Source organism: Caballeronia sp. LZ028 (assembly GCF_031451415.1).
Taxonomy (GTDB): Bacteria; Pseudomonadota; Gammaproteobacteria; order Burkholderiales; family Burkholderiaceae; genus Caballeronia; species Caballeronia zhejiangensis.
In genome coordinates this window covers 940,695-967,316 of sequence record NZ_JARUXN010000004.1, presented here as the reverse complement: position 1 = coordinate 967,316, position 26,622 = coordinate 940,695, and the positions used below count along the sequence as shown (strand labels likewise).

The window sequence follows — 26,622 nt, the reverse complement described above, 5'->3', positions numbered from 1 at the left end:
TATCGTACAACAGGCGGCGGCTTAATTCTGCGCTAACAGACGGCAGGCATCATGCAATCAACGTAATCACCGACTTGAGGAGCAAGCAAATGGACGCGCTCTATCTCTATCTGGAACTCGTCGCGCTTGGCGTTCTCGTCTGGCTTTGCCGCGACAAGTTCAAACCGGTCGTGGCGAAGCCGCTCGCCGAAACGCCGCGTCCGCGCACGACCGCAAGACAGGTATTCATGTTCCGTTCGCGCGGGGCGCATGCATCGCTGCGATCGCGACGGTTACGCCACAATCGATCGTCTTTGGCACGATGAGCGTTCGCGCGTTGCCCGCGAGCAGCGCGCAAGGCTCGCATACGCCATCGACGTTCATATGCGCCATTGCATGATGCGATATCGCCGTGCGCGGCGCTTGCGCGATTTCATCGGCGCCGTAGAAGCGCAATGTCAGACGATGACGCTCGCAGAACGCGAGCAGTCCCGCCTCGTGCCGTTTCGCGTCGATGCTCGCGATGATGGCGATGTCGCCGAACGCAAGCGTGCCCAAAGCGCCGCGCACGGCGTGCTCGATTGCGTCGGCGCTCGCGCCCCGCCTGCAGCCGATCCCCACGGCAAGACGCGTGACAGCCGGCTGATTCATGTGAGCGATGACGGATTCCATGTGCGCCGACCTTACCACCTTTCTTGACGCTCGCGCCCGCCGGGCCTAGACTTTCACGCAGTTTTGGTGCTCGCGCGCGGATTCTCTCGTGCGCAGTTAAACGGGAAGCAGGGCGCGTTCCTTTCGATTCGTCGAACGCACGTCAACCTGCGCTGCCCCCGCAACGGTAAGCGATTCACCGCGCACGGCATTTTCATCGCGTGTACGGGAAGCCGGCTTCGAAGCCACTGCGCGTGAGAAACGCGCGGGAAGGCGAAGCGGCGTCGTCGTCAGCCCGGATACCGGCCAGACTTTGAGCGGGGCTTGCTGTCGCGGGGATGCGGCGCGGCCCATGATCCATAAAAGCGTGCGTTTCCCTTTCATCCAGCCGCGTTGCCAGGCATCGCGCGACATGAAGCGCATGCAACCGAAGCCACGGAGCGACGATGCAAACCCGCAAGATTCCCGTCACGGTCGTGACCGGCTTTCTCGGCAGCGGCAAGACCACACTGATGCGGCATATCCTCTCCAATGCGCAAGGCAAGCGCATCGCGGTGATCGTCAACGAGTTCGGCGAGCTCGGCATCGACGGGGAGATCTTGAAGGGTTGCGGCATCGGTTGCGACGATGAAGCCGGCTCCAAAGACCGCAATCTGTACGAGCTCGCGAACGGTTGTCTCTGCTGCACCGTGCAGGAAGAGTTCTATCCGGTCATGGAACAACTCGTCGAGCGGCGCGAGAGCATCGATCACGTGCTGATCGAAACGTCCGGTCTCGCTTTGCCGAAGCCGCTCGTGCAGGCGTTCAACTGGCCGTCGATCAAGAACGCATTCACCGTCGATGCCGTCGTGACCGTGGTCGATGGACCCGCTGCCGCGAGCGGTCAGTTCGCGGCGAATCCCGTCGCCGTCGATGCGCAACGCAAGGCCGATCCCAATCTCGATCACGAATCGCCGCTGCATGAACTGTTCGAGGACCAGCTTTCGTCTGCCGACCTCGTCATCGTCAACAAGACCGATCTCATGGATGATGAAGCGCTGCGAAAGGTCGAAGCGCTCGTGCGGCCCGAGATTCCGCCCGAAGTGAAGATCGTGCCCGCGCAGATGGGCAGGCTCGATGTGCATACATTGCTCGGTCTCGAATCGGCATCGGAAGAGACGATTCATTTGCGGCACGATCATCACGGTTCGCCCGATGAAGCAGGCCACGCCGATCATCATCATGACGAGTTCGATTCGGTCGTCGTGCATGGCAACGTCGAATCGCGCGAGCAGGCGCTGGCCGCGCTGCATGCGCTCGTCGAGCAGCACACGATCTATCGCGTGAAGGGTTTCGCTGCGTTGCCGGGCGCGGCGATGCGGCTCGTCGTGCAAGGCGTCGGACGACGCTTCGACAGTTACTTCGACCGCCGCTGGGAAGCGGGCGAAGCGAATACCCAAAGCCGCTTCGTGCTGATCGGCGAAGACCTCGAACGCGCGACGCTGCAACGCGCGTTCGACGCCGCGCTCGCGAGCGCGCCCGTGCAGGCGTAACCGCGATGCATCTGCTCCGCACGACGCCGGGAGGCTTCGTCGACGACGCGCAGGGCGTCATGCGTATCGATCAGACGAGCGCGCCGGTCGTCGTGCTCAGCTCCGCCGATACGACGCTCGCGTTGCTCGCGAGCGCGTTTCCGCGTCTCGAGCCGGGCTTTCCCGACGTGCGGCTCGCGAATCAATCGTTTCTGCGTCAGCCCGCATCGGTCGATTTCTATGTCGACGATGTATTGCGTCACGCGAAGGTCGTGATCGTCGATCATCTCGGCGGCGAATCGTACTGGCCGTACGGCATCGAGCGGCTCGTCGCGCTCGCGAAAGAGCGCAAGCAGATGCTCGCGATGTTTTCGGGCGATCTCACCGAGGACCCGAATCTTATCGGCAAGAGCACGGCCGATGCAGCGTTTTGCCGCGAGCTGTCGCGCTATCTGCGCGAAGGCGGCGCGCGCAATGCCGAGGAGTTTCTACGCGCGATCGCGCATCGCGCGTTCGGCTTCGGGCGCGAGCCGCAGCCGCCGAGTCCGCTGCCCGCCGTCGCGATCTATCATCCCGAGCGCGATATCGCGGTCATCGACGACTGGCAGGCGCGCTGGACCGAAGGCGCGGGCGTCGCCGCGATCCTGTTTTACCGCGCGCATTTGCAATCGGGCAATACGGCCGTGTTCGATGCGCTCATCGAAGCGCTCGAAAAGGAAGGCATGAATCCGTTGCCGATCGCGATTTCGTCGCTCAAGGAAAGCGTGAGCCGCGAAGTGGTCGAGCGTTTGTGCGCGCAGCATCGCGCATCGCTCGTATTGAACACGACGGCTTTTGCGGCGAGCGTGATCGGCGAGGACGAAGCATTCGAAGTCGCGGGCGATGCGCCCGTGCTGCAAGTCATCCTGAGCGGCGGCAATCGCGATGACTGGCAGAAGGACAATCACGGCCTGAATTCGCGCGACGTCGCCATGCATGTCGCGCTTCCCGAAGTCGATGGCCGCATCATCACGCGCGCCGTGAGTTTCAAGGGGCTCGCATATCACTGCAAGCATACGCAGGTGGATGTCGTGCGCTATCAGGCCGACGCGGAGCGCGTGCGCTTCGTCGCCGAACTGAGCCGGCGTTGGTCCAAGCTGCGTCATACGCCGAACGCGCAGAAGCGCATCGCGCTCGTGCTGGCGAACTACCCGGCGAGCGAAGGGCGCATCGGCAATGGCGTGGGACTCGATACGCCTGCATCCGCGATCAACATTCTGTCGATGCTCGCGCGAGAAGGCTATCGCGTCGGCACCATGCCGGCGAACGGCGATGCGCTCATCGCCGCGTTGACGGAAGGCGTGACCAACGATCCCGTCGTCCGCGATATGCGCCCTGCGTTGCAGAGTCTTTCGCTCGATGACTATCTCGACGCGTATCGCACGCTGCCCGCCGATGCGCGCGCCGCGCTCGAAAAAACCTGGGGCGCACCCGAAGACGACCCGACGATCAGACGCGGCCGTTTCATGATCGCGGGCTATCGCTGCGGGGAAGTGTTCATCGGCATCCAGCCCTCGCGTTCGCGGCAGCGCAACGATTACGCGAGCTATCACGATGCCGAACTCGTGCCGCCGCATTCCTATCTCGCGTTCTACTTCTGGCTGCGTCTGCGCTTTCAGGCGGATGCGCTCGTGCATGTCGGCAAGCACGGCAATCTCGAATGGCTGCCGGGAAAGAGCGTCGCGTTGTCGTCATCGTGCTGGCCGGATGCGATTCTCGGACCGATGCCGCATCTCTATCCGTTCATCGTCAACGATCCGGGCGAAGGCAGTCAGGCGAAGCGCCGCGCGCAGGCCGTGATCATCGATCATCTTATGCCGCCGCTCACGCGCGCCGAGAACTATGGGCCATTGCAGGATCTCGAGCGTCAGGTCGACGAATACTACGAAGCGTTGATGGTCGATGTGCGCCGCGCGAAGCTGCTGCGCAAGACGATTCTCGCGAACATCGTCGAGAACCGGCTGCACGAGGAACTCGGGCTGGATGCGCCACGCGATACCGTGAGTGAAGACGCGTTGCTCACGCGCGCCGATGCCTATCTCTGCGAACTGAAGGAAGCGCAGATTCGCGACGGCCTGCATGTATTCGGTGTCTCGCCGCAAGGCGTGCAACGACGCGACACGCTGCTCGCGCTCGGCCGCTTTCCGATCGGCGACGGCCAGGGCGCGAACGCGAGCCTGATCGTCGCGATCGCACGGGATCTGCAATTGCCCGATATCTTCGATCCGCTCGATGCGGATTGGGCCGCGCCGTGGACCGGCCCGCGTCCGCAAGCACTTGCCGATGTGAGCGAAGCGCCGTGGCGTCATCAAGGCGATACGCGCGAGCGCCTCGAATCGTTAGCGATGCAACTATTGTCCGATGCTGACGCAGCCGCGCCCGGACCGCGTGCATCGCTCGTGTTCGAACGTCTGCGTGGCGATGTGCTCGCGCGGCTCGATGCGTGCGGCCCGCAAGAGCTCACGCAACTGAAGCGAGGTCTCGAAGGCCGTTTCGTGCCGCCGGGTCCGAGCGGCTCGCCTTCGCGCGGCAGACCGGACGTGCTGCCCACCGGCCGCAACTTCTATTCCGTCGATACGCGCGCATTGCCGACGCAAGCCGCATGGTCGCTCGGCGTAAAGTCGGCGAACGCATTGGTCGAACGCCATGTGCAGGATCACGGCGATTTTCCGCGGGCAATCGGCTTGTCGGTGTGGGGCACGGCGACGATGCGGACCGGCGGCGACGATATCGCGCAGGCGTTCGCGTTGATCGGCGTGCGGCCCAAGTGGGCGGCGGGCAGTCATCGCGTGACCGACTTCGAGATTCTGCCGATCTCGATCTTCAACCGGCCGCGCATCGACGTGACATTGCGCGTATCGGGCTTCTTCCGCGATGCGTTCGCGAATCTCATTCATCTCTTCGATGCGGCGGTGCAGGCCGTCGCCGAATTGGACGACGAGCCCGCCGATGTCAACCCGATCCGCGCGCGCATCCTTCGTGAGCGCGACGAGCTGATCGCGCGCGGCATCGAGACGAAGGACGCGCGGCGTCGAGCGGGCTGGCGCGTGTTCAGCACGAAGCCGGGCGCATACGGCGCGGGTCTGCAGGAACTGATCGACGCAAAGCAATGGCAGACCGATGCGGATCTTTCCGCCGCGTATCAAAGCGCGGGCGGCTACGCGTATTCGCAATCGGGCGATGGCGTCGAAGCACGCGCGAGCTTCGGCGCGCGGCTATCGACGCTCGATGTCGTCGTGCAGAACCAGGACAATCGCGAACACGATCTGCTCGATTCGAACGACTATCACCAGTTCCAGGGCGGCATGGTCGCGGCCGTGCGCTATCTGTCGGGCGTGCAGCCGCAGACGTATAACGCCGATCACAGCAATCCCGCTGCGCCGCGCGTTCGCACGCTGAACGAAGAGATTGCGCGCGTGGTGCGTTCACGCGTGGTCAATCCGAAGTGGATCGATGGCGTGAAGCGGCACGGTTACAAGGGCGCGTCCGAACTCGCGGCGACCGTCGATTACCTGTTCGGCTACGACGCCACCGCGCGCGTCGTGTCGGATCATCAGTACGCGCTGGTCACCGATGCCTATGTGAACGATGCCGACACGCGCGAGTTCATTGCGCAGCACAATCCGCACGCGTTGCAATCGATCTGCGAGCGTCTGCTCGAAGCGATGCAACGCGGTCTGTGGCAGCAACCCGCTGGCTATCGCGAGCAGGTCGAACGGCATCTGCTCGATGTCGAACAGCACATCGAAGGCCGACATTCTTGAACGAATCCATCACATCTGCCGTGTTTCCTTTTTCGGCGCTCGTCGCACAGGCGCCCTTGCAGCAGGCGCTTTTGCTCGCGGCCGTCGATCCTTCGATCGGCGGCGTGCTCGTGAGCGGGCCGCGCGGCACCGCGAAATCCACCGCGACGCGCGCACTCGCGGAGTTGCTGCCCGAAGGGAAGCTCGTGACCTTGCCGCTCGGCGCGAGCGAGGAACAGTTGATCGGCACGCTCGACATCCAAAGCGCATTGCGCGACGGCGGTGTGAAGTTTTCTCCGGGCCTGCTTGCGAAGGCGCATCGGGGCGTGCTGTATGTCGATGAAGTGAATCTCCTGCCGAATCCGCTCGTCGATCAGTTGCTCGATGTTGCGGCGAGCGGCGTGAACATCGTCGAGCGCGATGGCATTTCGCATCGGCACGACGCGCGCTTCGTGCTAATCGGCACGATGAATCCGGAAGAGGGCGAGTTGCGGCCGCAATTGCTCGATCGTTTCGGTCTTGCCGTGGAGATGAACAATTGCTTCGATGCGCTCGTGCGGCAACGTATCGTCAAGGCGCGTCTTGCATTCGATGCCGATCCTGATGCGTTTCGCGCGCGGCATCGTGACGAGCAGGCTTCGCTGGAATCGCGCATTCACGCGGCGCGCGCGGCATTGTCGTCATTCGATTTCGATGATGCGGTTCATGCGCGCGTGAGCGAGCTTTGCATCGAGGCGCATGTCGACGGCTTGCGTGCGGACATCGTCATGCTGCGCGCGGCGCGAGCGCTGGCTGCGTTGGAGGAAGCAGCGGGCGTGAACGTCACGCACGTCGAACGCGTCGCCGATGCGGTGCTTACGCATCGGCGAAGAGAAGGGGAAGCGCCTTCACGCGAACCGGCAGGCCGCGAGTCGACGTCGCCCGATGCAGGCTCGAACCAAGCGGAATGGGGCTACATGCCGCCGGAGCCGACGGGAACCGCGAAGGTCAAGCAAGTGAGGCCGCTCGCCGCAAAAAAAGCCTGAACCATCGAAGGCGCGACGCGAATGCCGTCGACACAAGGCATCGTCTTCGATGGAACGAAGCGTTCGCGAAAGGCCGCAGCGCGACGCGCGAGGGCGAAGTCAGCGCGTCGATCGACTGGATGGCGACATTGCGCGCAAAGCGTTCCGCGCGCTTTGCTACGGAGCATTTGCGATACCGGCGCACGCAGGGCGACGGTGCGGTGCTGCATTGTTTTCTGCTCGATTGCTCCGGCTCGATGCTCGCCGGCGAGCGCCTTGCGCGCGCGAAGGGCATGCTCGTCGCGCTGTTCGATCGCGCTTATCGTGAGCGGGCGGAGATTGCGCTGATATGTTTCGGCGGTGCACGCGCCAAAGTGCGTCGTCAGCCGGGCGCGGCGCACTGGTTCAATGAGCGGTGGGTCGCGCCGATCGGCGGCGGTGGCGGCACGCCTCTCGCGCTTGGGCTGGCGAGCGCGGGAACGGTGCTTGAAAGAGCGGCTCGGCGCAGACCAGTGCAACGGCGCTGCTTGTGGGTGCTCACCGACGGGCGAACGAACGAGCAACCGCAAGCACCTCACGCAGCGGATGAGATCGTCGTCGTCGATTTCGAGGAAGGCGCGATTCGGGTCGGGCGCGGCGAGGCGCTCGCGCGCGAGTGGAGCGCGAGATATGTGCTTGCGGATGCGCTGATAAGAATCTCGGATTGTTGAGCAATCGATTCGAATATTGCCGACTGCCACGGTGATTGTCCGAATTTTGCGCGATCAGGCTTGCAGCCGATTCAGCGAGCCATATCGACTTTATAATCGCCTGCATATTTCGGAGTTGTTTGGCTATGAATAATTAGGATAACAAATGTACAGACCAAGCTTTGCGGCCGCGTGGTCGGCATCCATGGAAATCTTCGATCCATCGAATCCGAGGGGAAGGTCGCGACGGTGATTGGTGGGAAGGTAGCCGCCAACATCAACGAGGTGGGTGCGGAAGCGAGGTGGAAGAACACATGCGCGGTTCGCATGAGCCATATCTTGAATCACTCGGGCGCGACCATTCCAGCCATCGATGGGAAGACGGTTTCAGGCGCTGATCGTCGACGCTACTTCTTTCGCGTGGTGGACCTCATCGAATTTCTCAAACAGCGTTGGGGCAAGCCGGAAACGATTGAATATCCGCCCTCGGGAGGCGGCAGGCTCGCAGGCAAAAAAGGTGTGATTCTCTTTGAAACGTCGGGATGGCGAGACGCACAAGGCCATGCCACCTTGTACAACGGTATCGTTTGCTACGACAGTTGTGACTTCAACGAACCTGGGGTTCGATATAGGACCGACCAGGCGCATTTTTGGAGCCTGTCATGAAGCGATGGACCAGCCTGGTGATTCTCGCGCTGGCGTGCGCTACGGCAAGCGGACAGACCATTCCCCCCAACGAAAACTCGCCGGAAGCGCCATCGCGCACCTACGCCCAGAATTACAAGGACATGGTCTTGGCCATATGCGTCGCCACAGCGTACAAAGGCAGTAACGACGCAGCCGTCGATGCCGGAAGTAGCGCGAGCGCACTGAGAGACTGGACTTATTACGACCTCGATAAAAGTCCCGCGGAAGTGGAGGCGCTAGTGCGCAAGCATCTACGGCGCGATTACTATAATCCGCTTGTCGAGGCCGAAGCGAAGGGAGCGGACATTCGCTTCGATTTTCTCAAGTGCCTCGACCTGTACCACAGCAAGGAATTGGAGCGGCTGGTCAAACGACGGGTAGCGCACCCTGACTGGACGGTACGTTCGCGTTCAAAAGCGGGCAAGCATTGACTCTCGACGCATCCTCAGTCATACCACCGCGGCGTATAAACCCAATCCCCGACGACACGCGTCATCGATGATCCGACGATGACCATCGTCCTCATGTCGACGAGCTCGCTCTTCAGTTCACCGAGCTCAATGACGCGCAAAGCCTCCGCCGGACGTCCGATATCTCTTCCCAGCACGACCGGCGTGTCCGAGTCCCGATATCGCTTCACGACGTCGATCGCGCGATCGAACTGCCACGGCCGCGCCTTCGACAGCGGGTTATAGAAGGCCATCACGAGATCCGCTTCGCCTGCATGCGCGATGCGCTTCTCGATCACGCTCCACGGCTTCAAGTTATCCGACAACGACAACACGCAGAAGTCATGGCCGAGCGGCGCACCCGCGCGCGCGGCCGTCGCGAGCGAGGCCGACACGCCCGGCACGATCTGAAGCTTCACCGCATTCCATTCGGGATGCGTGGCGCGTCCTTCGTCGAGTGCTTCGAGCACCGCTGCGGCCATCGCGAACACGCCGGGATCGCCCGATGACACCACGATCACGCGTCGGCCTTCACTCGCGAGTTCGAACGCGTGTCGCGCGCGCTGCAGTTCCTCGCGATTGTCGGTGATGTGCACGCGCTGGTCGTCGCGAAACGGTCCCGCCATACGCACATACGTCTCGTAACCGAGCACGTCTTGTGCGTCGTGAAGCGCGCTTCTTGCGGCGGGCGTCATCAGTTCCGCCTTGCCGGGACCAAGGCCGATCACCGTCAGCGTGCCGCGCGCATGGCCGATCGATCCCGCATCGATCGGCGTATCGCTGACGTGCAGCGCAACGCCTCGCGCATCGTTGCGAGCGAATGGCGGGGCATCGCAGAAGCGCAACGGCACATCGAGCGCACGCGCCGCATCTTCGAGCGGACGCGAAGCCATGTAGCGAGCGGGCGCGGTCAACGCCGCGAGCGCAAGCGGTGCGAGACCACGTTCGTTCAAGGCAGCTCGCACGCGTTCGGCGACGTCATCGTCGTGTGAAATATCTTCGATCCACGCAAGCACGCAACGCGGATGAATCACGAGGCTGTTTTCATCGCGCGTGGCAAGCGGCGTGATGCGAACGGCAAGACGCGCATCGTCGTTGCGAGGCAGCGCGGCATCGTCGAGCCAGGGCGCGTGGCCTTCGATGCGCGTCGTCGCGCCCGCCAGCAGGTCGGACACGAAACGCTTGCCTTGCTCGATATCCGCAAGTGCATAACCTTCGGGCGGCGCCAGCAGACATTTCCCGAAGCGCAATTCGCCGCTCGTCGTGATCGCGGGTGCGACTTGCAAGGCGTCGCCGATCTCGCGCGCAAGCACATTCACGCCGCTCATGCCGCCCAGCAGCGGCACGATGGCGCTGCCATCCTGCGCGATGGCGAGCACGGGCGGTTCGTTGCCTTTGTCGGCGAGACAGGATGCGAGCGCGCGAATCACGATGCCCGCGGAACACAGCGCGACGATCGCCGCGCCCGACGCATACAGACCACGCACGTGCGCGCCGAAGTCGTCATACGCGATGTCCGCGCTCACGCGGCTCGCCAGTCCATGCACGCGCGATTGCGGAAAGCGCGCCTGAATGCGACGCGCGGTATCGAGCGCGCCCGCGCCGAGCACGACGATCGCCATCGGCATGGAAGCCTTCATGCGCGCCATTTTTTCCCCGGCACGACGAGCAGCGAGAAATACGGCGATGCCATCGGATCGACTTCATCGAGCGGCACGATGCGCTGGTTGGCCATCGTCGCGCGCTCGACATACAACGCGCGATCGTCGAGGCCGAGTTCGCCCAGCACGCGCCGCACTTTCTCGAAGTTGCGGCCGAGCTTCATGATGACGGCCGCATCGGCTGCTTCGAGACGGCGCTTCAGATCGTCTTCAGGCAGCACGCCCGACAGCACCGACAGACTCTGATTGCGATACACGAGCGGCACGCCGAGCACGGCCACGCCGCCGAGCATCGAGCACACGCCCGGCACGACCTCTGCATCGAAGCGTGCTGCGAGACGATCGTGCAGATACATGTATGAGCCGTAGAAAAACGGATCGCCCTCGCAGATCACGGCGACATCGCGTCCGGATTCGAGATGACCGGATATCGTGAGCGCGGCTTCGTCGTAGAACGCGCTGATGATCGTCTCGTAGCAGAGCGGCGGTTCGAGCGCTTCGGTCGTCACCGGATAGACGAGCGGCAGGCGCATCTGCGTATCGTCGAGATGCGATTCGATGATGCCGAACGCATTACCCTTCTTGCCCTTTGCGACGAAATACGCGACCACCGGCGCGGCCTTCAAAAACCGCAGCGCCTTCACGGTGATCAGCTCCGGATCGCCCGGGCCGACGCCTAATCCAAAGAGACGTCCACGCATCATTCGGCCTCCGAAGCAAGTGCGTTCACTGCGGCCGCTGCCATCGCGCTGCCCCCGCGCCGGCCGAGCAGCGCGACGAAGGGCACGCCGCGGCTATCGGCGGCGAGCATCGCTTTCGATTCCGCCGCGCCGATGAAACCGACCGGAAAGCCGAGAATGAGCGCGGGCTTCGGCGCGCCGGCATCGATCATGTCGAGCAGATGGAAGAGCGCGGTCGGCGCGTTGCCTATCGCGACGATCGCGCCTTCGAGTTGCGCACGCCATAGTTCGAGCGCGGCGGCCGAGCGCGTGTTGCGCATCGCGCGGGCGCGCTCGGGAATCGAGGGATCGCTCAAGGTGCAGATCACGCGGTTGTCGGCGGGCAAGCGCGCGCGCGTGATGCCCTCGGCGACCATGCGCGCATCGCACAGGATCGGCGCGCCTGCTGCAAGCGCCTTTCTTCCGATGCTGCCCGCGCCGGGCGAGAAGCGCAGATCGCTCACGATATCCACCATGCCGCACGCATGGATCAGTCGCACGGCGAGCTTCTCCAGATCGGCGGGAATGGCGGCGAGGTCGGCTTCGGCGCGGATCGTCGCAAAGGACTGACGATAAATCTCCGCGCCGTCGCGGATGTAGTCAAGCATCGGCATGGCTCCGGGCGAGCCGTTCGGCCGCCTCTTCGATGGTCAGATTGCGCGCGACGGCTCGTGCGTCGCGATGTAAGTCGTATCGTCCGGGCGCGACTGCGTAGAGCGTGACCGGAACCGGATGCGCCGCCGCGCACGAACGCTCGCAGCCGCTCAGATGCACCTGCGTCTCGTCATCCGAAGGCAGGAGCGCGGCGAGCCGGTGAGCATCGGCTTTGGTATCGGCACGGCTCTTTGCGCAGCCTTCCGAACCCGCGCACGCGATGAGGCGCGCGAGCGGTTCGTGCGCGCCCGTTGCGAGGCCGAGCGCGTGCAGCCCTTGCAGCACATCATGCGCTGAATGCGCCGCGAGGCCGGGAATCAGCACGCTTTGCCACGGCGTCATCGTCAGGCGGCTTGCGCCGTGTGCGTCGGCGAGATTGGCGAGCGCTTCGAGCGTCGTCGCATCGAGACGGCCCAGCGGCGTTTGCGCACCCGCGTACCACGTCGCGCGATGCGGCTCCTCGTGCGCGCCGAGACGCAGCGATGCATCGGCGGGTGCGCGTGTCCATGTCGCGATATCGGCGTCGAAACGCAAGGCGTCGAGAAAGCGCGCAACGGCGATACGCGCAAGCAGATCGCGCATGCGATGTTCTTCAGGCGTCGCCAGCGCGAGAAAGCTGCGCAACACGTTCAGGACGAACATCACGAGATCGTCGCGCGAGATCGCGCCGAGCGCCGGATCGCGCATCGTTCCGGCGAGGCCGAATGCGAAGCGCCCGCCATCGTCGATGGCGGAAAGCCAAACATCGTGCGGATGATCGAGCATCGCGAGGCGCTCGCCGGCGTCGAGCTGGAGCGCGAATTTCGGCGACAGCGCATGCAGCGACGCATCGGCCTGCATCGCATCGACGATCCGCGCGGCGAGCGCGCGCGTGCCGTCGTCCGCGAGCGGGCTCAGCATTACGTTGCGGATGTCGTCTGCGCCCGCCGTCGACGGGCCGAGGCCCGCGTCGAGGGCGATGTCGACGAGCGCGGCGTGGGCATCGTCGCGAATGCCGCGCAGTTGCAGATTCGCGCGATTGGTCACTTCGATCACGCCCGAGCCGCACTCGCGAGCCGCGCGCGCGACGGCCCGCGCCGCCCGCGTGCCCAACACGCCGCCCGCGAGACGCAGACGCGCAAGGCCGCCATCGCGCGCGGGCACGATGCGCATCAGGCCCGGGCATGCGGAAGCACGCGGCGTTGCGTTGAGCGATGAGCGGTCGAAAGAATTCAAAAGCGTGACCCGTTGGGCTTCGCGCGTGATGAGCGAACCGGTACACCCCGCCCGGTCGGCGTCGCGCGAATGCGTTGGGTCGGCAGGTCTCTTGGCTGGCAGGTCGACATTCGCGCCGGCCTTCCCGGTAAAAACCAGTGGCAGTGGAGCGCGGACTCGCTGCGTACAATTGCGGGGGCAGCCACAGTTTTGCTGTGTTCCCTTTTAAGCCCTCGGTCTCACGACCCCGGGCGCCGACGGACCTGTATTATGCCCGCTTTTATCGACCCTCCGAGCGCTTCCGGCATGTATCCGGGAACGCGATCGGAATCGCAGCAAGGAGACCGCGCATGTCGAACTGGCTGACCGTGGTGGGCATCGGCGAAGACGGCTGGCACGGACTTTCCCGCGCCGCGCGTCGCGCGCTTCTCGACGCCCAGTCGATTCACGGCGGCGAACGTCATCTCGCGTTGCTGCCGGATCGCATCGCCGCGCGCCGCATGCCGTGGCCGAAACCCTTCTCGCTCGATGCCGTGCTCGCCGACCGCGGCGACGGCAAGACGCGCATCTGCGTGCTCGCGAGCGGCGATCCGATGTGCTTCGGCGTCGGCGCGACGCTCGCGCGCGAAGTCGCCAACGGCGAAATGCGCGTCATTCCCGCGCCGTCGTCGCTGTCGCTCGCGGCGGCGCGCCTGTGCTGGGCGCTCCAAGACGCCGTCTGCATATCGCTCGTCGGGCGGCCGGCGGCGTCGCTGCTCGCGAATCTGCATCGCGGCGTGCGCCTCATCGTGCTGAGCGCGGACGGCACGACGCCCGCCGCCGTCGCCACGCTTCTCACCGCGCATGGTTTCGGCGCGAGCCGCATGACCGTCTTCGAGCATCTCGGCGGCAGCGACGAACGCCGCATCGACGAGCGTGCCGACGACTGGCGCGAGCCCGTCGTTGCCGCGCTCAATCTCATCGCGATCGAGTGCCGGACGCACGCCGGCCACGCCGGGCCGCCGCTCACGCCCGGTCTCGCCGACGACGCCTACCGCCACGACGGCCAGTTGACGAAGCGCGACGTGCGCGCCGTGACGCTCGCGCGCCTCGCGCCGCAGCCCGGCGAACTGCTGTGGGACGTCGGCGCGGGCTGCGGCTCGATCGGCATCGAATGGATGCGCGCGCATGGCGCGTGTCGGGCGATCGCGATCGAAGCGAACGAGAGCCGTCAGCGTCTCATCGAATACAACCGCGATGCGCTCGGCGTGCCCGCGCTGCAACTCGTCAGAGGCGAAGCGCCCGCCGCGCTCGACGGCCTTCCCGCGCCGGACGCGGTGTTCATCGGCGGTGGATTGACGGTGCCGGGCCTGCTCGATGCGTGCTGGGCGCGTCTGCGTCAGGGGGGGCGGCTCGTCGCCAATGCGGTGACGCTGCAAAGCGAGGCGGCGCTCGTCGAATGGCGCGCGCGCCACGGCGGCGAGCTGACGCGCATCGGCGTCGCGCAGGCGGAACCGCTCGGCAGCTTCGACACGTGGCGTCAGGCGCTGCCGATCACCGTCCTGCACGCGAGCAAACCGTGATGCGTCATGCGTGAAGAGACGCCGGAGAAAGCCGCGCCGCTGCGCAGCGGCTACACGACAGGAAGCTGCGCGACCGCGACGAGTCTCGCGGCCGCGCGCCTCTTGCTGCTCGGTGAGACGAGCGAGCGCGCGGAGATCGTCCTGCCGAAGGGCCAGCGCGTGACGATGATGCTTTCGTTCTGCCGCCGTTTACCCGATGAAAGCGCCGCCGCCGAAGCCGGCGTCATCAAGGATGCGGGCGACGATCCCGACGTCACGCACGGTGCGCTCGTGTTCGCGCGCGTGCGACTGTCGGAGGAACCGGGCGTGCGCTTTCATGCGGGCGCGGGCGTCGGCACGGTGACGCGCGCGGGCCTCGCGCTCGCCGTCGGCGAACCGGCGATCAATCCGATGCCGCGCAAGATGATGACCGAGCATCTCGACGCGCTCGCAAAAAGCGTCGGCTATCGCGGCGGTTTCGACGTGACCATCGGCGTGGAGAACGGCGAAGCGCTCGCGCAGAAGACGATGAATCCGCGCCTCGGCATCGTCGGCGGATTGTCGATACTCGGCACGACCGGCATCGTCAGACCGTTTTCGTGCTCGGCGTACATCGCGTCGATTCATCAGGGCATCGATGTGGCGCGGGCGAACGGGTATCGGCATATCGCCGCGTGCACCGGCAACCAGAGCGAGGACGCGATGCGCGCGCGCTACGGCCTGCCCGACATCGCATTGATCGAAATGGGCGATTTCGTGGGCGCGGTGCTCAAGCATTTGCGCCGCGCGAGCGTCGACAAGCTGAGCCTGTGCGGCGGCTTCGGCAAGCTGTCCAAGCTCGCGGCGGGGCATATGGATCTGCACAGCCGCAGTTCGAGCATCGACTTGCCGCTGCTCGCCGTCTGGGCCGCCGATGCGGGCGCGAACGCCGAACTGCTGGCGTCGATGCGCGCGGCCAACACGAGTCAGGAAGCGCTCAAGCTCGCACGCGCCGAAGGCATCGCGCTCGGCGATATCGTCTGCCGACGCGCGCGCGATGTCGCGCTCGACGTGCTGCCGCCAGGCATCGAAGTCGAGACCTTCGCGATCGACCGGCGGGGCAATATCGTCGGGAGCGCGGCATGACGCGCGTGCTGCTGCTCGGCGGCACCGGCGATGCGCTCGCGATCGCGCGTGCGCTTCCTGCGACGCACGTCTACAGTCTCGCGGGCCTCGGGCGCGTGCCGGGCGATCTGGCGTGCACGGTGCGCGTCGGCGGTTTCGGCGGCATCGACGGGCTCGTGCGATATCTGCGCGACGAGCACATCACGCTCGTCGTCGATGCGACGCATCCCTATGCCGCGCAGATGAGCCGCCACGCGTTCGATGCCTGCGCGCTCGCCGACGTGCCGCTCTGGGCGGTGCGCCGTCCCGTATGGCAGCCGCAGGCGGGCGACGACTGGCGCGAGGCGTCGGACTGGCGCGAGATCGTCGAATGCATCGCGCCGTTTCATCGGCCGCTTTTCACGCTCGGGCGCGAGGCGCTCGCGCATCTGCACGACATTCCCGCGTCGCAGCACTGGACGATTCGCTGTCTCGACGCGCATCCGGGCAACGCGCGCGCGAGCATTGTCGATGCGCGCGGTCCGTTCGATCTCGCCGGCGAGCGCGCCTTGTTCGACGCGGCGCGTATCGATGTCGTCGTCAGCAAGAACAGCGGCGGGCGGGCGACCGAGGCGAAGCTCGCGGTCGCGCGGGAGCGCGGTATCGCCGTCGTCATGCTCACGCGGCCCGCGCTTCCCGACGCCGACCGTATTTTCGACGACGCCGCCAGCGCCCGCGACGCGCTTCAACACTGGCTCACCAGACCATGACCGTTTATTTCATCGGCGCCGGACCGGGCGATCCCGAACTCATCACAGTAAAGGGGCAGCGGCTGATCCGCGCATGTCCCGTGATTCTCTACGCCGGCTCGCTCGTGCCGGCGCAAGTCCTCGACGGCCATCGCGCGCTGAAATGCATCGACACGGCCGAGCTCGATCTCGACGCGATCGTCGCGCTCCTGCAGGAAGCGCACGCGAACGGGCACGACGTGGCGCGCGTGCATTCGGGCGATCCGTCGCTGTACGGCGCGATCGGCGAGCAGATTCGCCGGCTCGACGCGCTCGCGATTCCCTACGAAGTGGTGCCGGGTGTCACGGCGACGGCGGCATCGGCGGCGGCGCTAAAGCGCGAACTGACGCTGCCCGGCATCTCGCAGACCGTGATCTTCACGCGCTACGCGACGAAGACGTCGATGCCCGAAGGCGAGAGCCTCGCCGATCTCGCGCGTCATCGCGCGACGCTCGCGATTCATCTGGGCGTGCGGCATATCGAGCGCATCGTCGCGGAGCTCGTGCCGCACTACGGCGCGGACTGTCCCGTCGCGGTCGTATTTCGCGCGAGCTGGCCGGACGAAACGCGCGTCGAAGGGACGCTCGCGAACATCGCGCCGAAAGTGCGCGAGGCGGGCATGGAACGCACGGCGATGATTCTCGTCGGACGCGTGCTGGCCGCCGACGGCTTCGCGGAGTCCACGCTCTACGCGAAGGATCGATGACGCGATGCGCGACCTCGACGCCGTCTTCGATGCGCTCGCGAAATCGGCATTCCGACGCCGTTTCGCGCTCGGCGTGCGTGAGGGAAAAGTTTTAAGGGAGAAGGGCGTCGACACGGTCGTCGCGCAGGCGCATGAGCTGATCGGCAAGCGGCTTGCGCCGCAAGCGCCGCTGAACGACGGCAAGCAGACACCGTTTCGCGGGCATCCTGTCTTCATCGCGCAGCACGCGACGGCGACGTGCTGCCGCTCGTGTCTCGCGAAATGGCACGGCATCGCGGCGGGAAAAGCGCTCGACGACGCCGAGCGCCAACATGTCGTCGATGCCATCGAACGCTGGCTGCGCGCGCAACCGCTGCCGGCGGCGTCGAACCAGCCCGCGCCCGACAATCCGCAGCGCGAACTGCCTTTCTGACGCGCTCTAACGCGACGGATCGGCGCCCGCGGCTTCGAGACGCGCGCGCCGCACCGCCACGAAAATCAGCAACGCGAAAACCAGCGGTCCTACACCTACGCCGCAGTCCTTGGCCAACTGATTTCCCAACTGCGGATAGATCCACGCGAAAAACAGGATCGCGGGCTCGCCGCGCAGCCATCCGTCGCGCAGCGCGCGCGCGGCGATGAGTGCCAGCGGGATGCCGAGCCACACGCCGTCGTAGTTATAGATGTAGGGGCTGATCATGAACGTCGCGGCGACGAGCGCCGTCGCGCGAACTTCCAGTCCTTTCGCATTGCGCCATACCCACGCGACGGCGCAGATCGCCACGGTCGCCTGACACGCCTGCGCGACATAGGCGGGACCGGTCGCGACGTGCGCCATGCGCAGGCTCGCGAAGAGGCTCGCCATCTGGAACCAAGGAAGACTGCCGCTCGCGGTGAAACCGTTGGCATCGTGCAGTCCGTGGAGAAAGACCGGCAGGATGTCGAGGCCGAAGACGGCGACCGAAACCGTGGTGAACAGGATCGTCGTCAGCGCGGCGGCGATGAAGGTCGTCCACATGCCCGCGCACGCCAGCGCGAGCGGAAACAGGATGGCCAGATGCGGCTTGATCGAAAGCAGGCCGATGAAGACGCCCGCGAGCATCGGCCGTTTTGGCATCGAGAGAAATGCGGCGAGCGCGAGACTCGCGGTGAGCGCGGCATTCTGTCCCTGGGCCGCGTTGAGCCAGATGCCGGGAAACGCGACGATCCACATGATCATGTCGGGGATCGGCAGCGCGCGGCGGGCCAGCAGCACGAAGACGACCGACGAAATCGAAGCGAACAGCGCGTAGGCAAGCGGCGCCGACAGGAAGCCGAACGGCTGCACCAGCAGCAGAAAGTTCGGCGGATAGAACCACGGCCCCGGCAGGATGATGTGCGGCCCCAGTTGCTGCGCGACGTGCTTGATCGCGTCCGCCGAATAGGCGTCGAGCGGATGCCCCGCGAGCGCGAGGCGCGCAGCCGACCAGAACGTCAGAAAGTCCCAGCCGGCCGGATGACCTTTCTCCGCCACGGCACTGCGCACGGCGAGAACGAGCCCGTAACACTGGAGCACGACGAGGATCGTCGCGCAATAAGCGCTCACGCGCGAGCCGTTGAGCCAGCGCCGACCGGGCGCGCGTTCGATGGAAGCGGGTTGGGTGCTCATCCGTCCGATATCGGCCGGATGGCGCCGAAACTTTAGCGAACGTCCGCCCGCGCGCGTTACTCGCGAACGCGTCCCTTGGCGCGCCGCGCGAGCATGTTCAGGCCCTCGACCAGCGCCGAGAACGCCATCGCCGCATAGATGTAGCCCTTCGGCACGTGTGTTCCGAAGCCTTCGGCGATCAGCGTCATCCCGATCACGAGCAGGAAGCCGAGCGCGAGCATGACGATCGTCGGATTGCGCTCGATGAAGCGCGACAGCGGACCGGCCGCGAACAGCATCACGGTGACGGCGGCGATCACCGCGACGAACATGATCGGAATGTGCTCGGTCATGCCGACCGCCGTCACGATGCTGTCGATGGAAAACACGAGATCGAGCAGCAGGATCTGGCCGATCGCCGACAGCGGCGTCAGGCTCTTGCCCGACGCGGGGCCGGCGTGTTCGTCGGCGTCGTGCGTGACGTGGTGGCGGATTTCCGTCGTCGCCTTCCAGACGAGAAACACGCCGCCCGCGATGAGAATCAGGTCGCGCCAGGAAAAGCCGTGCCCGAACGCTTCGAAGATCGGCGTGGTGAGGCGGACGATCAGCGCGACCGTGCCGAGCAGGCCGAGCCGCATCACGAGCGCGAGCGCGATGCCGATGCGCTGCGTGCGTTCGCGGTGCGCCGCGGGCAGCTTGTTGGTCAGGATCGAAATGAAGATCAGGTTGTCGATGCCGAGCACGACTTCCATGACGACGAGCGTCGCGAGTGCGGCCCAGGCGGCGGGATCGGCGAGAAGGGCAACGAGATAGTCCATGGTTCGGGAGCGTTCGAGATGAGGGCGAGATATTAGCCTGTTCGGCGGGAAAAATGAAATGAACTTGAAAGCTTGCGCCTGATCGAAACCAGCCGGTGACAATCCCCGACGCGAGATGTTGTTCAAACCGACAAATATCGGATTTGAAACGCTTATTTGCATCTGTTCGCGTGATGCACTGCCGCAAATACGGGTAAACTCCAATGCTTTCGCGCCGCGTGTTCGCGGCCGTGTTTAACTGTCGCCGCAAGGACACTGAGCAAGCCGCATGCAGCAAAAATCAAAACGTCTCGTCGAGCTGGACTTCTTCCGGGGACTGGTACTGCTGATCATCGTCGTCGATCATATCGGCGGCAGCATGGTGTCGCGTTTCACGCTGCATGCCTTCGCGCTCAATGACGCCGCCGAAGTCTTCGTGTTCCTCGGCGGCTTCGCCACGGCGACGGCCTACGCGTCGCTCGCGGAGCGCCGCTCGGAAAGCGCGGCGCGCAGGCGCTTCGTGAAACGCGCGTTCGAGCTTTATCGGGCGTTTCTCGTCACGGCGGCGCTGATGCTCGTCGCATCGTTCCTGCTGCGGCCCTTTTTTGGCCACGCGCCGAATCTCGCGCTGCATGATCTGGACACGCTGATGTCGCAGCCGGTTTCCTCGATCGCGGAAATTCTCACATTCGAGCGCCAGCCTTATCTCTCGGCCGTCCTGCCGATGTACGCGCTCTTCGCACTCGCCGTGCCGCTCATGCTGCCGCTCGCGCGCAGCAAGCCTTGGCTGCTGCTCGGTCTAAGCCTCGCGTTGTGGGCGTTCGCGGCGCAGATCGGCGAATTCATGCCGTCCGTCGACGACAATCTGTGGGACTTCAATCCCGCCGCCTGGCAGTTGATGTTCGTGCTCGGCGTGCTGGCGCGCTGCCAGCCGATCTATCAACGCGTGAGCGCGAACCGCTTCGGCTGGATCGTGAGCGCGGGCGCCGTGGCGCTGATCGCCGGCATGGCGTACTACAAGCTGCTCGTGCTGCCGCCGGTGCTGGACAGCGCCTTCAAGCGCGACCTTGCCGGTCCGCGCGTCGTGAATTTCCTCGCCATCGCGTGGATCGCAGCGAATCTGGCGCGCTACGGCGTCGTCAAGGCGGTGGCGACGCGCCTGCCGTGGGTCGGCGCATTGGGACGCGCGGGCATGGTGTCATTCGTAGCGGGAACGGTGATTTCGCTCGTCGTCGATTCGATCCTGTTCACGTTGACCGATGGCCTCATCAACGTGCCTGCCGGACTCGCCGCCGACGCCATCGCGATCGGCGCGCTGCTTGCCGTGCCGCATGTGCATCAGCGGATCTCGAACTGGCTCGGCACCCGTCAGCCGGTCCCGGCGACGGCCGCCGCCGCACCCGCGACGGTCGCCGCAGCCGACAATCGGGCGCGCGGCATACGGTGATCTCTTCGAAGCGGGCAGTCGAACTGCCCGCTTTTTTATCGCGCTTTCATTGCAACTAACGGTCTGATTTTGCCGCCGACTTCGATAAGCACCGCCCGCGAAGAACCGAGGCACAGGTCTTGCAAGCAGTCACCGAACACAACACAAAAATCGGACCTGCCATGCTCAAGCTCGCCATTCTTTTCGCGATCATTTCTGTCGTCGCCGGATTCTTCGGCTTTACGCGCGTATCGTCGGGTGCGGCGGGCATCGCGAAGATCTGCTTCTTCATCTTCCTGATTCTGTTCGTCATATTCCTCGTCGTCGCGATTTCGGCGGGCTCGCTCGTGCTGTAGCGCGGGAAAGCGCCGGGCGCCGTACCGCGTGGTTCCTCGCATCGACCCGCGTGCGGCGACGGTGTTACATTGCCCCGAGAAGACATTCACGCGACCGTGAATCGAAAAGGAGGAGGCGATGCAGCATGCCATCGGCGCGGCCTTGCAGCCGGCGCAACGCGACGTCATCCGTCATTCGCACGAGCGCTCGGCCACGTTCGGGCTGTGCGAGACGATGCGCCCGGATTACGCCGTGCTGTCGGGCACGGAGCTCGCCGTCAAGCTCGATGAAAGCCGTGCGCTCTTCGCTCACGCGCTGCCGGTGATGGAAACGCTGTACGCGCAGATCGCCAATACGCACAGCATGATCGCGCTCACCGACGCGAGCGGATTGATCCTGCATTCACTCGGCGACGACGACTTCCTCGCGCGCGCCGAAAAAGTCGCGCTGCGCGCGGGCGCGCTCTGGAGCGAGGAGCATCAGGGCACGAACGCGATCGGCACGACGATCGCCGAGCGCACGGCCGTCACCGTGCACGGCGACCAGCACTACCTGCGCGCCAATCACTTTCTGACGTGTTCCAGCGTGCCGATCCTCGATCCGCACGGCAATCTCTCCGGCGTGCTCGATGTCACCGGCGACCGACGCGGCTATCACCAGCACACGATGGCGCTCGTGAAAATGTCCGCGCAGATGATCGAGAACCGCCTGATCGCGAGCGGCTTCAGCGACGGCCTGCGCATCCGTTTCCATAGCCGGCCCGAGTTCATCGGCACGTTGATGGAAGGCATCGCCGTATTCGATCTCGACGGGCGCCTGCTCTGCGCGAACCGCAGCGCGCAGTTTCAGCTCGGTCTCGAACTCGGCGCTTTGCGTTCGCAGACGCTCGATGCGCTGTTCGGCGAGCGCGTCGATGAACTCATCGCGCGCGCGGGCGATGCGCCTTGCCGGCTCGAACTGCATAGCGGCGTCGCGGTGTTCGCGAGCGTCGATTTTCACGCGCGGAACATGTCGAGCGTCCCGAGCACGACGAGCACGATCCCCGCACGCGAGCGCGCCGGTTCGAGCCTCGCCGATCTCTGTACCGGCGATGCGCAGATGAACGACATCGTCGCGCGCGTGCGCAAGGTCATTGGCAAGAACATACCGATTCTGATCGGCGGTGAAACGGGCGCGGGCAAGGAAATGCTCGCGCGCGCGATCCACGACGATTCGCCGCGCCGCGCGGGGCCGTTCGTTGCGGTGAACTGCGCATCGCTGCCGGAGACGCTGATCGAATCGGAGCTTTTCGGCTATGCGCAGGGCGCGTTCACGGGCGCGGCGAAGCGCGGCGCGATCGGCAAGATCGTGCAGGCGAACGGCGGCACGCTCTTTCTCGATGAAATCGGCGACATGCCGCTCGCGATGCAAAGCCGTCTGCTGCGCGTGCTGCAGGAACGCGTCGTCGAGCCGCTCGGCGCCGCGCGCGCGGTGCCGGTCGATTTCATGCTCGTCTGCGCGAGCAATCGCAAGCTGCGCGAGCGCGTCGCGCAGGGCGAATTCCGCGAAGATTTGTATTACCGGATCAACGGTCTTTCGGTGACGCTGCCGCCGCTTGCCGCGCGCTCCGACCTGCGCGCGGTCGTCGACAAGATTCTGCGGCACGAGCGTTTCGCCGGGCGCGTCGTGCACGTCGACGACGACGTGCTCGCGCTCTTCGCGCGTCATCCGTGGCCGGGCAACATACGGCAGTTGAGCAACGTCTTGCGCACGGCGTCCGCGATGCTCGACGATCACGACACGCATATCCGCATCGAACATCTTCCGCACGATTTCGTCGATGAACTCGGCGAACAGCCCAAATTCGATAACGCAACGCCGCCCGCGAACGGCGCGCGTCTTGTCGACATCGAAGCGAGCGCGGTGAGCGCCGCGCTCAAGGCGCACGGCGGCAATGTATCCGCGACGGCGCGCGCGCTCGGCATATCGCGCACGACGCTGTATCGGAAGTTGCGCGTTTAATCGGCTGGCAATTTCGCGTCGGACGCGGGCAACGCGCCGCTGTGATCCTTCAGCCCGACGCCGGTGAGCTTCAGGCGGCGCGCTTCGTTCAGCAGCCACATCAGCTTGAATGCGGCGATTTCGTAGTCGAGTCCTTCGGGCCGCACATTCGATATGCAGTTGCGCTCGGCGTCGTTGCGTCCGGCGCGCGGCGCGTAGGTCACGTAAAGACCGAGGCTGTCGGGCGAACTGAGCCCCGGCCGTTCGCCGATCATTACGACGACGATCTGCGCCCGCAAAAGCTCACCGATGCGATCGCCGAGGGCGACGCGCGCCTGCGTCGCGATCACGACGGGACCGACGTTCCAGCCGTCGAGCCGCGCACGCAATGTCGCAAGCAAGGGCGCGACGTGACGTTGCGCGGCGAAGGCCGACAAGCCATCGGCGGCGACGAAAACGATATCGCTTTCGGATGCGTGCGCTGCAAGCCGTTGCGCGCTTTCATCGTTCAGCACGCGGCCCAGATCCGGCCGACGCAGATAGCGATCGCGATCCGGCGCGGCGCTTTGCGCATCGAGCGTATCGAAGCCGGCGGCGCGAACGGCTTCGCGCAACGCGACGGTATCGAGCGGCTGATGCACCGCGTCGCGCGCCTGCGCATGCGCGAGTTCGAATGCGAGCAAGGGCGCGGTCGGCAGGCTGCTGCCCGCGCGGCCGAGCGCGATGCGCGCGTTGGTGAAGCGCCGCAGCGCGTCCCAGGCATCGGCGTTCGTCATGAGTCGATCCAGTCGAGCAAAGGTTGCGTGGGCGCGGCGAGCAGATTGCCGCGGCCATCGGTGACGCGCATCTTCGCGAGCCACGCTTCGAATTCCGGCGCCCGTTTCAGGTTCAGCGCGCGGCGGATATAGAGCGCGTCATGAAACGACGTGCTTTGATAGTTGAGCATCACGTCGTCCGCGCCCGGCACGCCCATGATGAAGTTGACGTTCGCCACGCCGAGCAGCGTGAGGAGCGTGTCCATGTCGTCCTGATCGGCTTCGGCGTGATTCGTATAGCAGATGTCGCAGCCCATCGGCACGCCGAGCAGCTTGCCGCAGAAGTGGTCTTCGAGTCCCGCGCGGATGATCTGCCGTCCGTCATAGAGATATTCCGGGCCGATGAAGCCGACCACCGTGTTCGTCAGAAGCGGTTGGAAGCGGCGCGCGACCGCGTACGCGCGCGCTTCGCAGGTTTGCTGATCGACGCCGTGATGCGCGTTCGCCGACAGCGCGCTGCCTTGCCCCGTCTCGAAGTACATGACGTTATCGCCGACGGTCCCGCGTTTGAGCGAGAGCGCCGCGTCGCGCGCTTCCTCCAGCAACGCGAGCGACACGCCGAAGCTCGCGTTCGCGCGCTCCGTGCCCGCGACGGACTGGAACACGAGATCGACGGGCGCGCCTTGCTCGATGGCGGCGAGCGTGTTGGTGACGTGCGTGAGGATGCACGACTGCATCGGCACGTCGTAGCGCTGGCGGAAATCGTCCATCATCGCGAGCAGCTTGCCGATGGCGGCGGGCGAATCCGATGCGGGATTCACGCCGATGACGGCATCGCCGCAGCCGTACAACAGGCCGTCGAGCATCGATGCGGCGATGCCCTTCGGATCGTCGGTCGGATGATTCGGCTGCAGGCGCACCGAGAGATGCCCCGGCAGGCCGATCGTCGTGCGAAAGCGCGTGACGACCGGGCGTTTTCTGGCAGCGAGGATCAGATCCTGATTGCGCATCAGCTTGGAAACGGCGGCGGCCATCTCCGGCGTCACGCCCATCGTGATGCGTTCGAGCGCGGCGGTGTCGGTGGTATCGGCGAGCAGCCACTCGCGGAATTCGCCGACCGTCAGGTGCGCGATCGGCGCGAACGCTTCGCGCGAATGCGTATCGACGATGAGGCGCGTGACTTCGTCGTCCTCGTAGGGAATGAGCGGCTCGTCGAGAAACGCGGCGAGCGGCACCTGCGCGAGCGCCATTTTCGCGGCCACGCGTTCTTCCTCGGTGGCGGCCGCGATGCCCGCGAGTTCGTCGCCGGAGCGCCGCGGGCTGGCGCGCGCGAGCAGCGTCTTCAGATCGTCGAAGCGGTAGCGGCGCGCGCCAATCGTCTCGTGAAAGCTCATCGCTTTCCTCTCGGAAGCATCGATTCATGCACTTTAGCCGCTTTCGCGGGCATCGCGCGTCGGTCAAAAAAAGCGCGTCCGGGCCGAAATCCGCCCGCATGCGATAATTTTTCGCTTGATTCAGCCAAAACCCGCCCGCAAGCCCGTGAAAAACCTGCTCGTTCCCATCGATCGCCTGAGCGAGTTCGATGAAATCGTCGACGTCCGCACACCGCTCGAATTCGCCGAGGATCACATTCCCGGCGCGATCAACGCGCCCGTGCTCAGCAACGAAGAGCGCGTGATCGTCGGGACGATGTACAAGCAGGTCTCGCCGTTCGAGGCGACGCGCGTCGGCGCGGCGATGGTCGCGCGCAATATCGCGATGCATCTCGACACGATCTTCGCCGACAAGCCGCGCAACTGGCGTCCGCTCGTCTATTGCTGGCGCGGCGGCAAGCGCTCCGGCTCGATGACGACTTGGCTCAACATGATCGGCTGGCAGGCCCGGCAACTCGACGGCGGCTACAAGAGCTATCGGCGCGACGTGATCGAGCGGCTCGGCACGCTGCCCGGACGTTTTCGCTATGTCGCGCTGATCGGCCATACGGGCAGCGGCAAGACGCGGCTGCTGAAGGCGCTCGACGCGGCGGGCGCGCAGACGCTCGATCTCGAAGGACTCGCCGCGCATCGCGGTTCCTTGCTCGGCGCGCTGCCGGGACGCCCGCAGCCGACGCAAAAAGCGTTCGATTCGGCGCTCCTGAAGACGCTTTCGGGCTTCGATCCGGCGAAACCGGTTTTTGTCGAAGCGGAAGGGCGGCGCATCGGATCGATCACGATGCCCGACGCCATCCTCGACAATCTGCACGCGGCGTCGTGCGTGGAAGTCGAGGCGCGGCGCGAGGACCGCATCGCGTTCTTGCTGCAGGATTACGCGCATCTTTTCGACGATCCCGCGTTTTTCAAGGCGCAATTGTCGAAGCTCGTCGCGCTGCATAGCCGGGAGCGCGTCGCGCACTGGCATCGGCTGATCGATGACAACGCGCGCGCGGAGCTTTTCGCCGAACTGATCGACCGTCATTACGATCCGGCGTATGGACGCAGCAGCCAGGCGCTCTATACGAAGCTGCCGCATGCGGCGCACGTGCTGTTCCGTCCGAACGACGCGGACAGCGTCGATCAGGCGAAAGCCTTGCTCGCCCGGCTCGCCGAGACGACGCCCGCGCTCTGATTCAATCTCATCACTCGAA

24 protein-coding genes and 2 riboswitches are annotated in these 26,622 nt (G+C 65.1%); of the genes, 15 read left to right on the top strand and 9 right to left on the bottom strand.

All coding sequences use genetic code 11. From position 1 onward, the window contains the following. Positions 1-225 precede the first annotated feature (225 nt). Positions 226-651, bottom strand: coding sequence for a cobalamin biosynthesis protein (locus tag QCE58_RS27230; protein WP_008353104.1), 426 nt, complete (start codon positions 649-651; stop codon positions 226-228). Between the two features lie 47 nt (positions 652-698). Beyond that, positions 699-956, top strand: a riboswitch (cobalamin riboswitch). Positions 957-1,076: 120 nt separating this feature from the next. Between QCE58_RS27230 and cobW the strand changes: the two genes are divergently transcribed. The 6 genes from cobW to QCE58_RS27200 all read left to right on the top strand — a co-directional run bounded on the left by cobW (position 1,077) and on the right by QCE58_RS27200 (position 8,734). Next, positions 1,077-2,162 carry a cobalamin biosynthesis protein CobW gene (cobW, locus tag QCE58_RS27225; protein WP_250521726.1) on the top strand — a complete coding sequence of 362 codons (1,086 nt, stop codon included), beginning with the start codon at positions 1,077-1,079 and terminating at the stop codon, positions 2,160-2,162. 5 nt (positions 2,163-2,167) lie between these two features. After that, complete coding sequence (gene cobN / locus QCE58_RS27220) at positions 2,168-5,944, top strand: cobaltochelatase subunit CobN (protein ID WP_250521725.1); 3,777 nt, start codon at positions 2,168-2,170, stop codon at positions 5,942-5,944. Beyond that, complete coding sequence (locus tag QCE58_RS27215) at positions 5,941-6,948, top strand: ATP-binding protein (RefSeq protein ID WP_250521724.1); 1,008 nt, start codon at positions 5,941-5,943, stop codon at positions 6,946-6,948. The genes cobN and QCE58_RS27215 overlap by 4 nt, the downstream gene beginning before the upstream one ends. Positions 6,949-7,067: 119 nt before the next feature. Next, positions 7,068-7,637, top strand: a complete 570-nt coding sequence (locus QCE58_RS27210; protein ID WP_250456833.1) for a VWA domain-containing protein — start codon at positions 7,068-7,070, stop codon at positions 7,635-7,637. A 171-nt stretch (positions 7,638-7,808) separates the two neighbouring features. After that, positions 7,809-8,282, top strand: coding sequence for a type VI secretion system amidase effector protein Tae4 (locus QCE58_RS27205; RefSeq protein ID WP_250521723.1), 474 nt, complete (start codon positions 7,809-7,811; stop codon positions 8,280-8,282). Further along, complete coding sequence (locus QCE58_RS27200; RefSeq protein ID WP_250456831.1) at positions 8,279-8,734, top strand: type VI secretion system amidase immunity protein Tai4; 456 nt, start codon at positions 8,279-8,281, stop codon at positions 8,732-8,734. The genes QCE58_RS27205 and QCE58_RS27200 overlap by 4 nt, the downstream gene beginning before the upstream one ends. Positions 8,735-8,748: 14 nt before the next feature. Here the strand turns inward: QCE58_RS27200 and cobJ are convergent, their stop codons facing one another. The 4 genes from cobJ to cobG are packed head-to-tail and all read right to left on the bottom strand — an operon-like array spanning position 8,749 to position 13,001. Next, positions 8,749-10,401 carry a precorrin-3B C(17)-methyltransferase gene (gene cobJ / locus QCE58_RS27195; RefSeq protein ID WP_008353115.1) on the bottom strand — a complete coding sequence of 551 codons (1,653 nt, stop codon included), beginning with the start codon at positions 10,399-10,401 and terminating at the stop codon, positions 8,749-8,751. Next, positions 10,389-11,117: a precorrin-2 C(20)-methyltransferase gene (locus QCE58_RS27190; RefSeq protein WP_250521722.1), complete on the bottom strand. Its 729-nt coding sequence runs from the start codon at positions 11,115-11,117 to the stop codon at positions 10,389-10,391. The genes cobJ and QCE58_RS27190 overlap by 13 nt, the downstream gene beginning before the upstream one ends. Then, complete coding sequence (locus QCE58_RS27185) at positions 11,114-11,740, bottom strand: precorrin-8X methylmutase (protein ID WP_008353117.1); 627 nt, start codon at positions 11,738-11,740, stop codon at positions 11,114-11,116. Before QCE58_RS27185 ends, QCE58_RS27190 begins: the two co-directional genes overlap by 4 nt. After that, entirely contained in the window at positions 11,733-13,001 is a 1,269-nt protein-coding gene (gene cobG, locus QCE58_RS27180) for a precorrin-3B synthase (protein ID WP_250521721.1), read from the bottom strand. The genes QCE58_RS27185 and cobG overlap by 8 nt, the downstream gene beginning before the upstream one ends. A 63-nt stretch (positions 13,002-13,064) precedes the next feature. Continuing rightward, a riboswitch (cobalamin riboswitch) is annotated at positions 13,065-13,254 on the bottom strand. A 76-nt stretch (positions 13,255-13,330) separates the two neighbouring features. Between cobG and cbiE the strand changes: the two genes are divergently transcribed. From cbiE to QCE58_RS27155, 5 genes are read left to right on the top strand one after another with little or no spacing between them, the layout of a single operon-like run. Beyond that, a complete protein-coding gene (gene cbiE, locus QCE58_RS27175) occupies positions 13,331-14,542 on the top strand; it encodes a precorrin-6y C5,15-methyltransferase (decarboxylating) subunit CbiE (RefSeq protein ID WP_250521720.1) in 1,212 nt (403 codons plus the stop codon). Positions 14,543-14,548: 6 nt separating this feature from the next. Beyond that, positions 14,549-15,646 (top strand): cobalt-precorrin-5B (C(1))-methyltransferase, encoded by a 1,098-nt coding sequence (locus QCE58_RS27170; protein WP_250503035.1) that lies wholly within the window; start codon positions 14,549-14,551, stop codon positions 15,644-15,646. Beyond that, complete coding sequence (locus QCE58_RS27165) at positions 15,643-16,374, top strand: cobalt-precorrin-6A reductase (protein ID WP_250503034.1); 732 nt, start codon at positions 15,643-15,645, stop codon at positions 16,372-16,374. The genes QCE58_RS27170 and QCE58_RS27165 overlap by 4 nt, the downstream gene beginning before the upstream one ends. Next, positions 16,371-17,099: a precorrin-4 C(11)-methyltransferase gene (gene cobM, locus QCE58_RS27160; RefSeq protein WP_250521719.1), complete on the top strand. Its 729-nt coding sequence runs from the start codon at positions 16,371-16,373 to the stop codon at positions 17,097-17,099. Before QCE58_RS27165 ends, cobM begins: the two co-directional genes overlap by 4 nt. A 4-nt stretch (positions 17,100-17,103) precedes the next feature. Next, complete coding sequence (locus QCE58_RS27155) at positions 17,104-17,511, top strand: DUF4186 domain-containing protein (protein ID WP_008353123.1); 408 nt, start codon at positions 17,104-17,106, stop codon at positions 17,509-17,511. 6 nt (positions 17,512-17,517) lie between these two features. On the opposite strand, the gene QCE58_RS27150 is transcribed toward QCE58_RS27155, so the two are convergent. Beyond that, the gene (locus QCE58_RS27150; protein ID WP_008353125.1) at positions 17,518-18,726 is read right to left on the bottom strand and encodes a glycosyltransferase family 87 protein; all 1,209 of its coding nucleotides are present in this window, start codon (positions 18,724-18,726) and stop codon (positions 17,518-17,520) included. 56 nt (positions 18,727-18,782) lie between these two features. Further along, entirely contained in the window at positions 18,783-19,523 is a 741-nt protein-coding gene (locus QCE58_RS27145; protein WP_008353127.1) for a TerC family protein, read from the bottom strand. Positions 19,524-19,791: 268 nt separating this feature from the next. Between QCE58_RS27145 and QCE58_RS27140 the strand changes: the two genes are divergently transcribed. From QCE58_RS27140 to QCE58_RS27130, 3 genes are all read left to right on the top strand, one after another. Then, positions 19,792-20,949 carry an OpgC domain-containing protein gene (locus tag QCE58_RS27140; protein ID WP_175979428.1) on the top strand — a complete coding sequence of 386 codons (1,158 nt, stop codon included), beginning with the start codon at positions 19,792-19,794 and terminating at the stop codon, positions 20,947-20,949. 161 nt (positions 20,950-21,110) lie between these two features. Next, on the top strand, positions 21,111-21,284 hold the full coding sequence (locus QCE58_RS27135) for a DUF1328 domain-containing protein (RefSeq protein WP_008353131.1): 174 nt from the start codon (positions 21,111-21,113) through the stop codon (positions 21,282-21,284). A gap of 118 nt (positions 21,285-21,402) precedes the next feature. Beyond that, positions 21,403-23,265, top strand: coding sequence for a sigma-54-dependent Fis family transcriptional regulator (locus tag QCE58_RS27130; RefSeq protein ID WP_250521718.1), 1,863 nt, complete (start codon positions 21,403-21,405; stop codon positions 23,263-23,265). Here QCE58_RS27130 and eutC read toward each other — a convergent pair. After that, complete coding sequence (gene eutC, locus QCE58_RS27125) at positions 23,262-24,020, bottom strand: ethanolamine ammonia-lyase subunit EutC (protein WP_008353135.1); 759 nt, start codon at positions 24,018-24,020, stop codon at positions 23,262-23,264. The two genes, QCE58_RS27130 and eutC, sit on opposite strands and share 4 nt — an antisense overlap. After that, positions 24,017-25,393 carry an ethanolamine ammonia-lyase subunit EutB gene (locus tag QCE58_RS27120; RefSeq protein ID WP_008353137.1) on the bottom strand — a complete coding sequence of 459 codons (1,377 nt, stop codon included), beginning with the start codon at positions 25,391-25,393 and terminating at the stop codon, positions 24,017-24,019. Before QCE58_RS27120 ends, eutC begins: the two co-directional genes overlap by 4 nt. Before the next feature lie 145 nt (positions 25,394-25,538). Between QCE58_RS27120 and mnmH the strand changes: the two genes are divergently transcribed. Beyond that, positions 25,539-26,603, top strand: a complete 1,065-nt coding sequence (gene mnmH, locus QCE58_RS27115; protein WP_008353138.1) for a tRNA 2-selenouridine(34) synthase MnmH — start codon at positions 25,539-25,541, stop codon at positions 26,601-26,603. Positions 26,604-26,622: the final 19 nt, after the last annotated feature.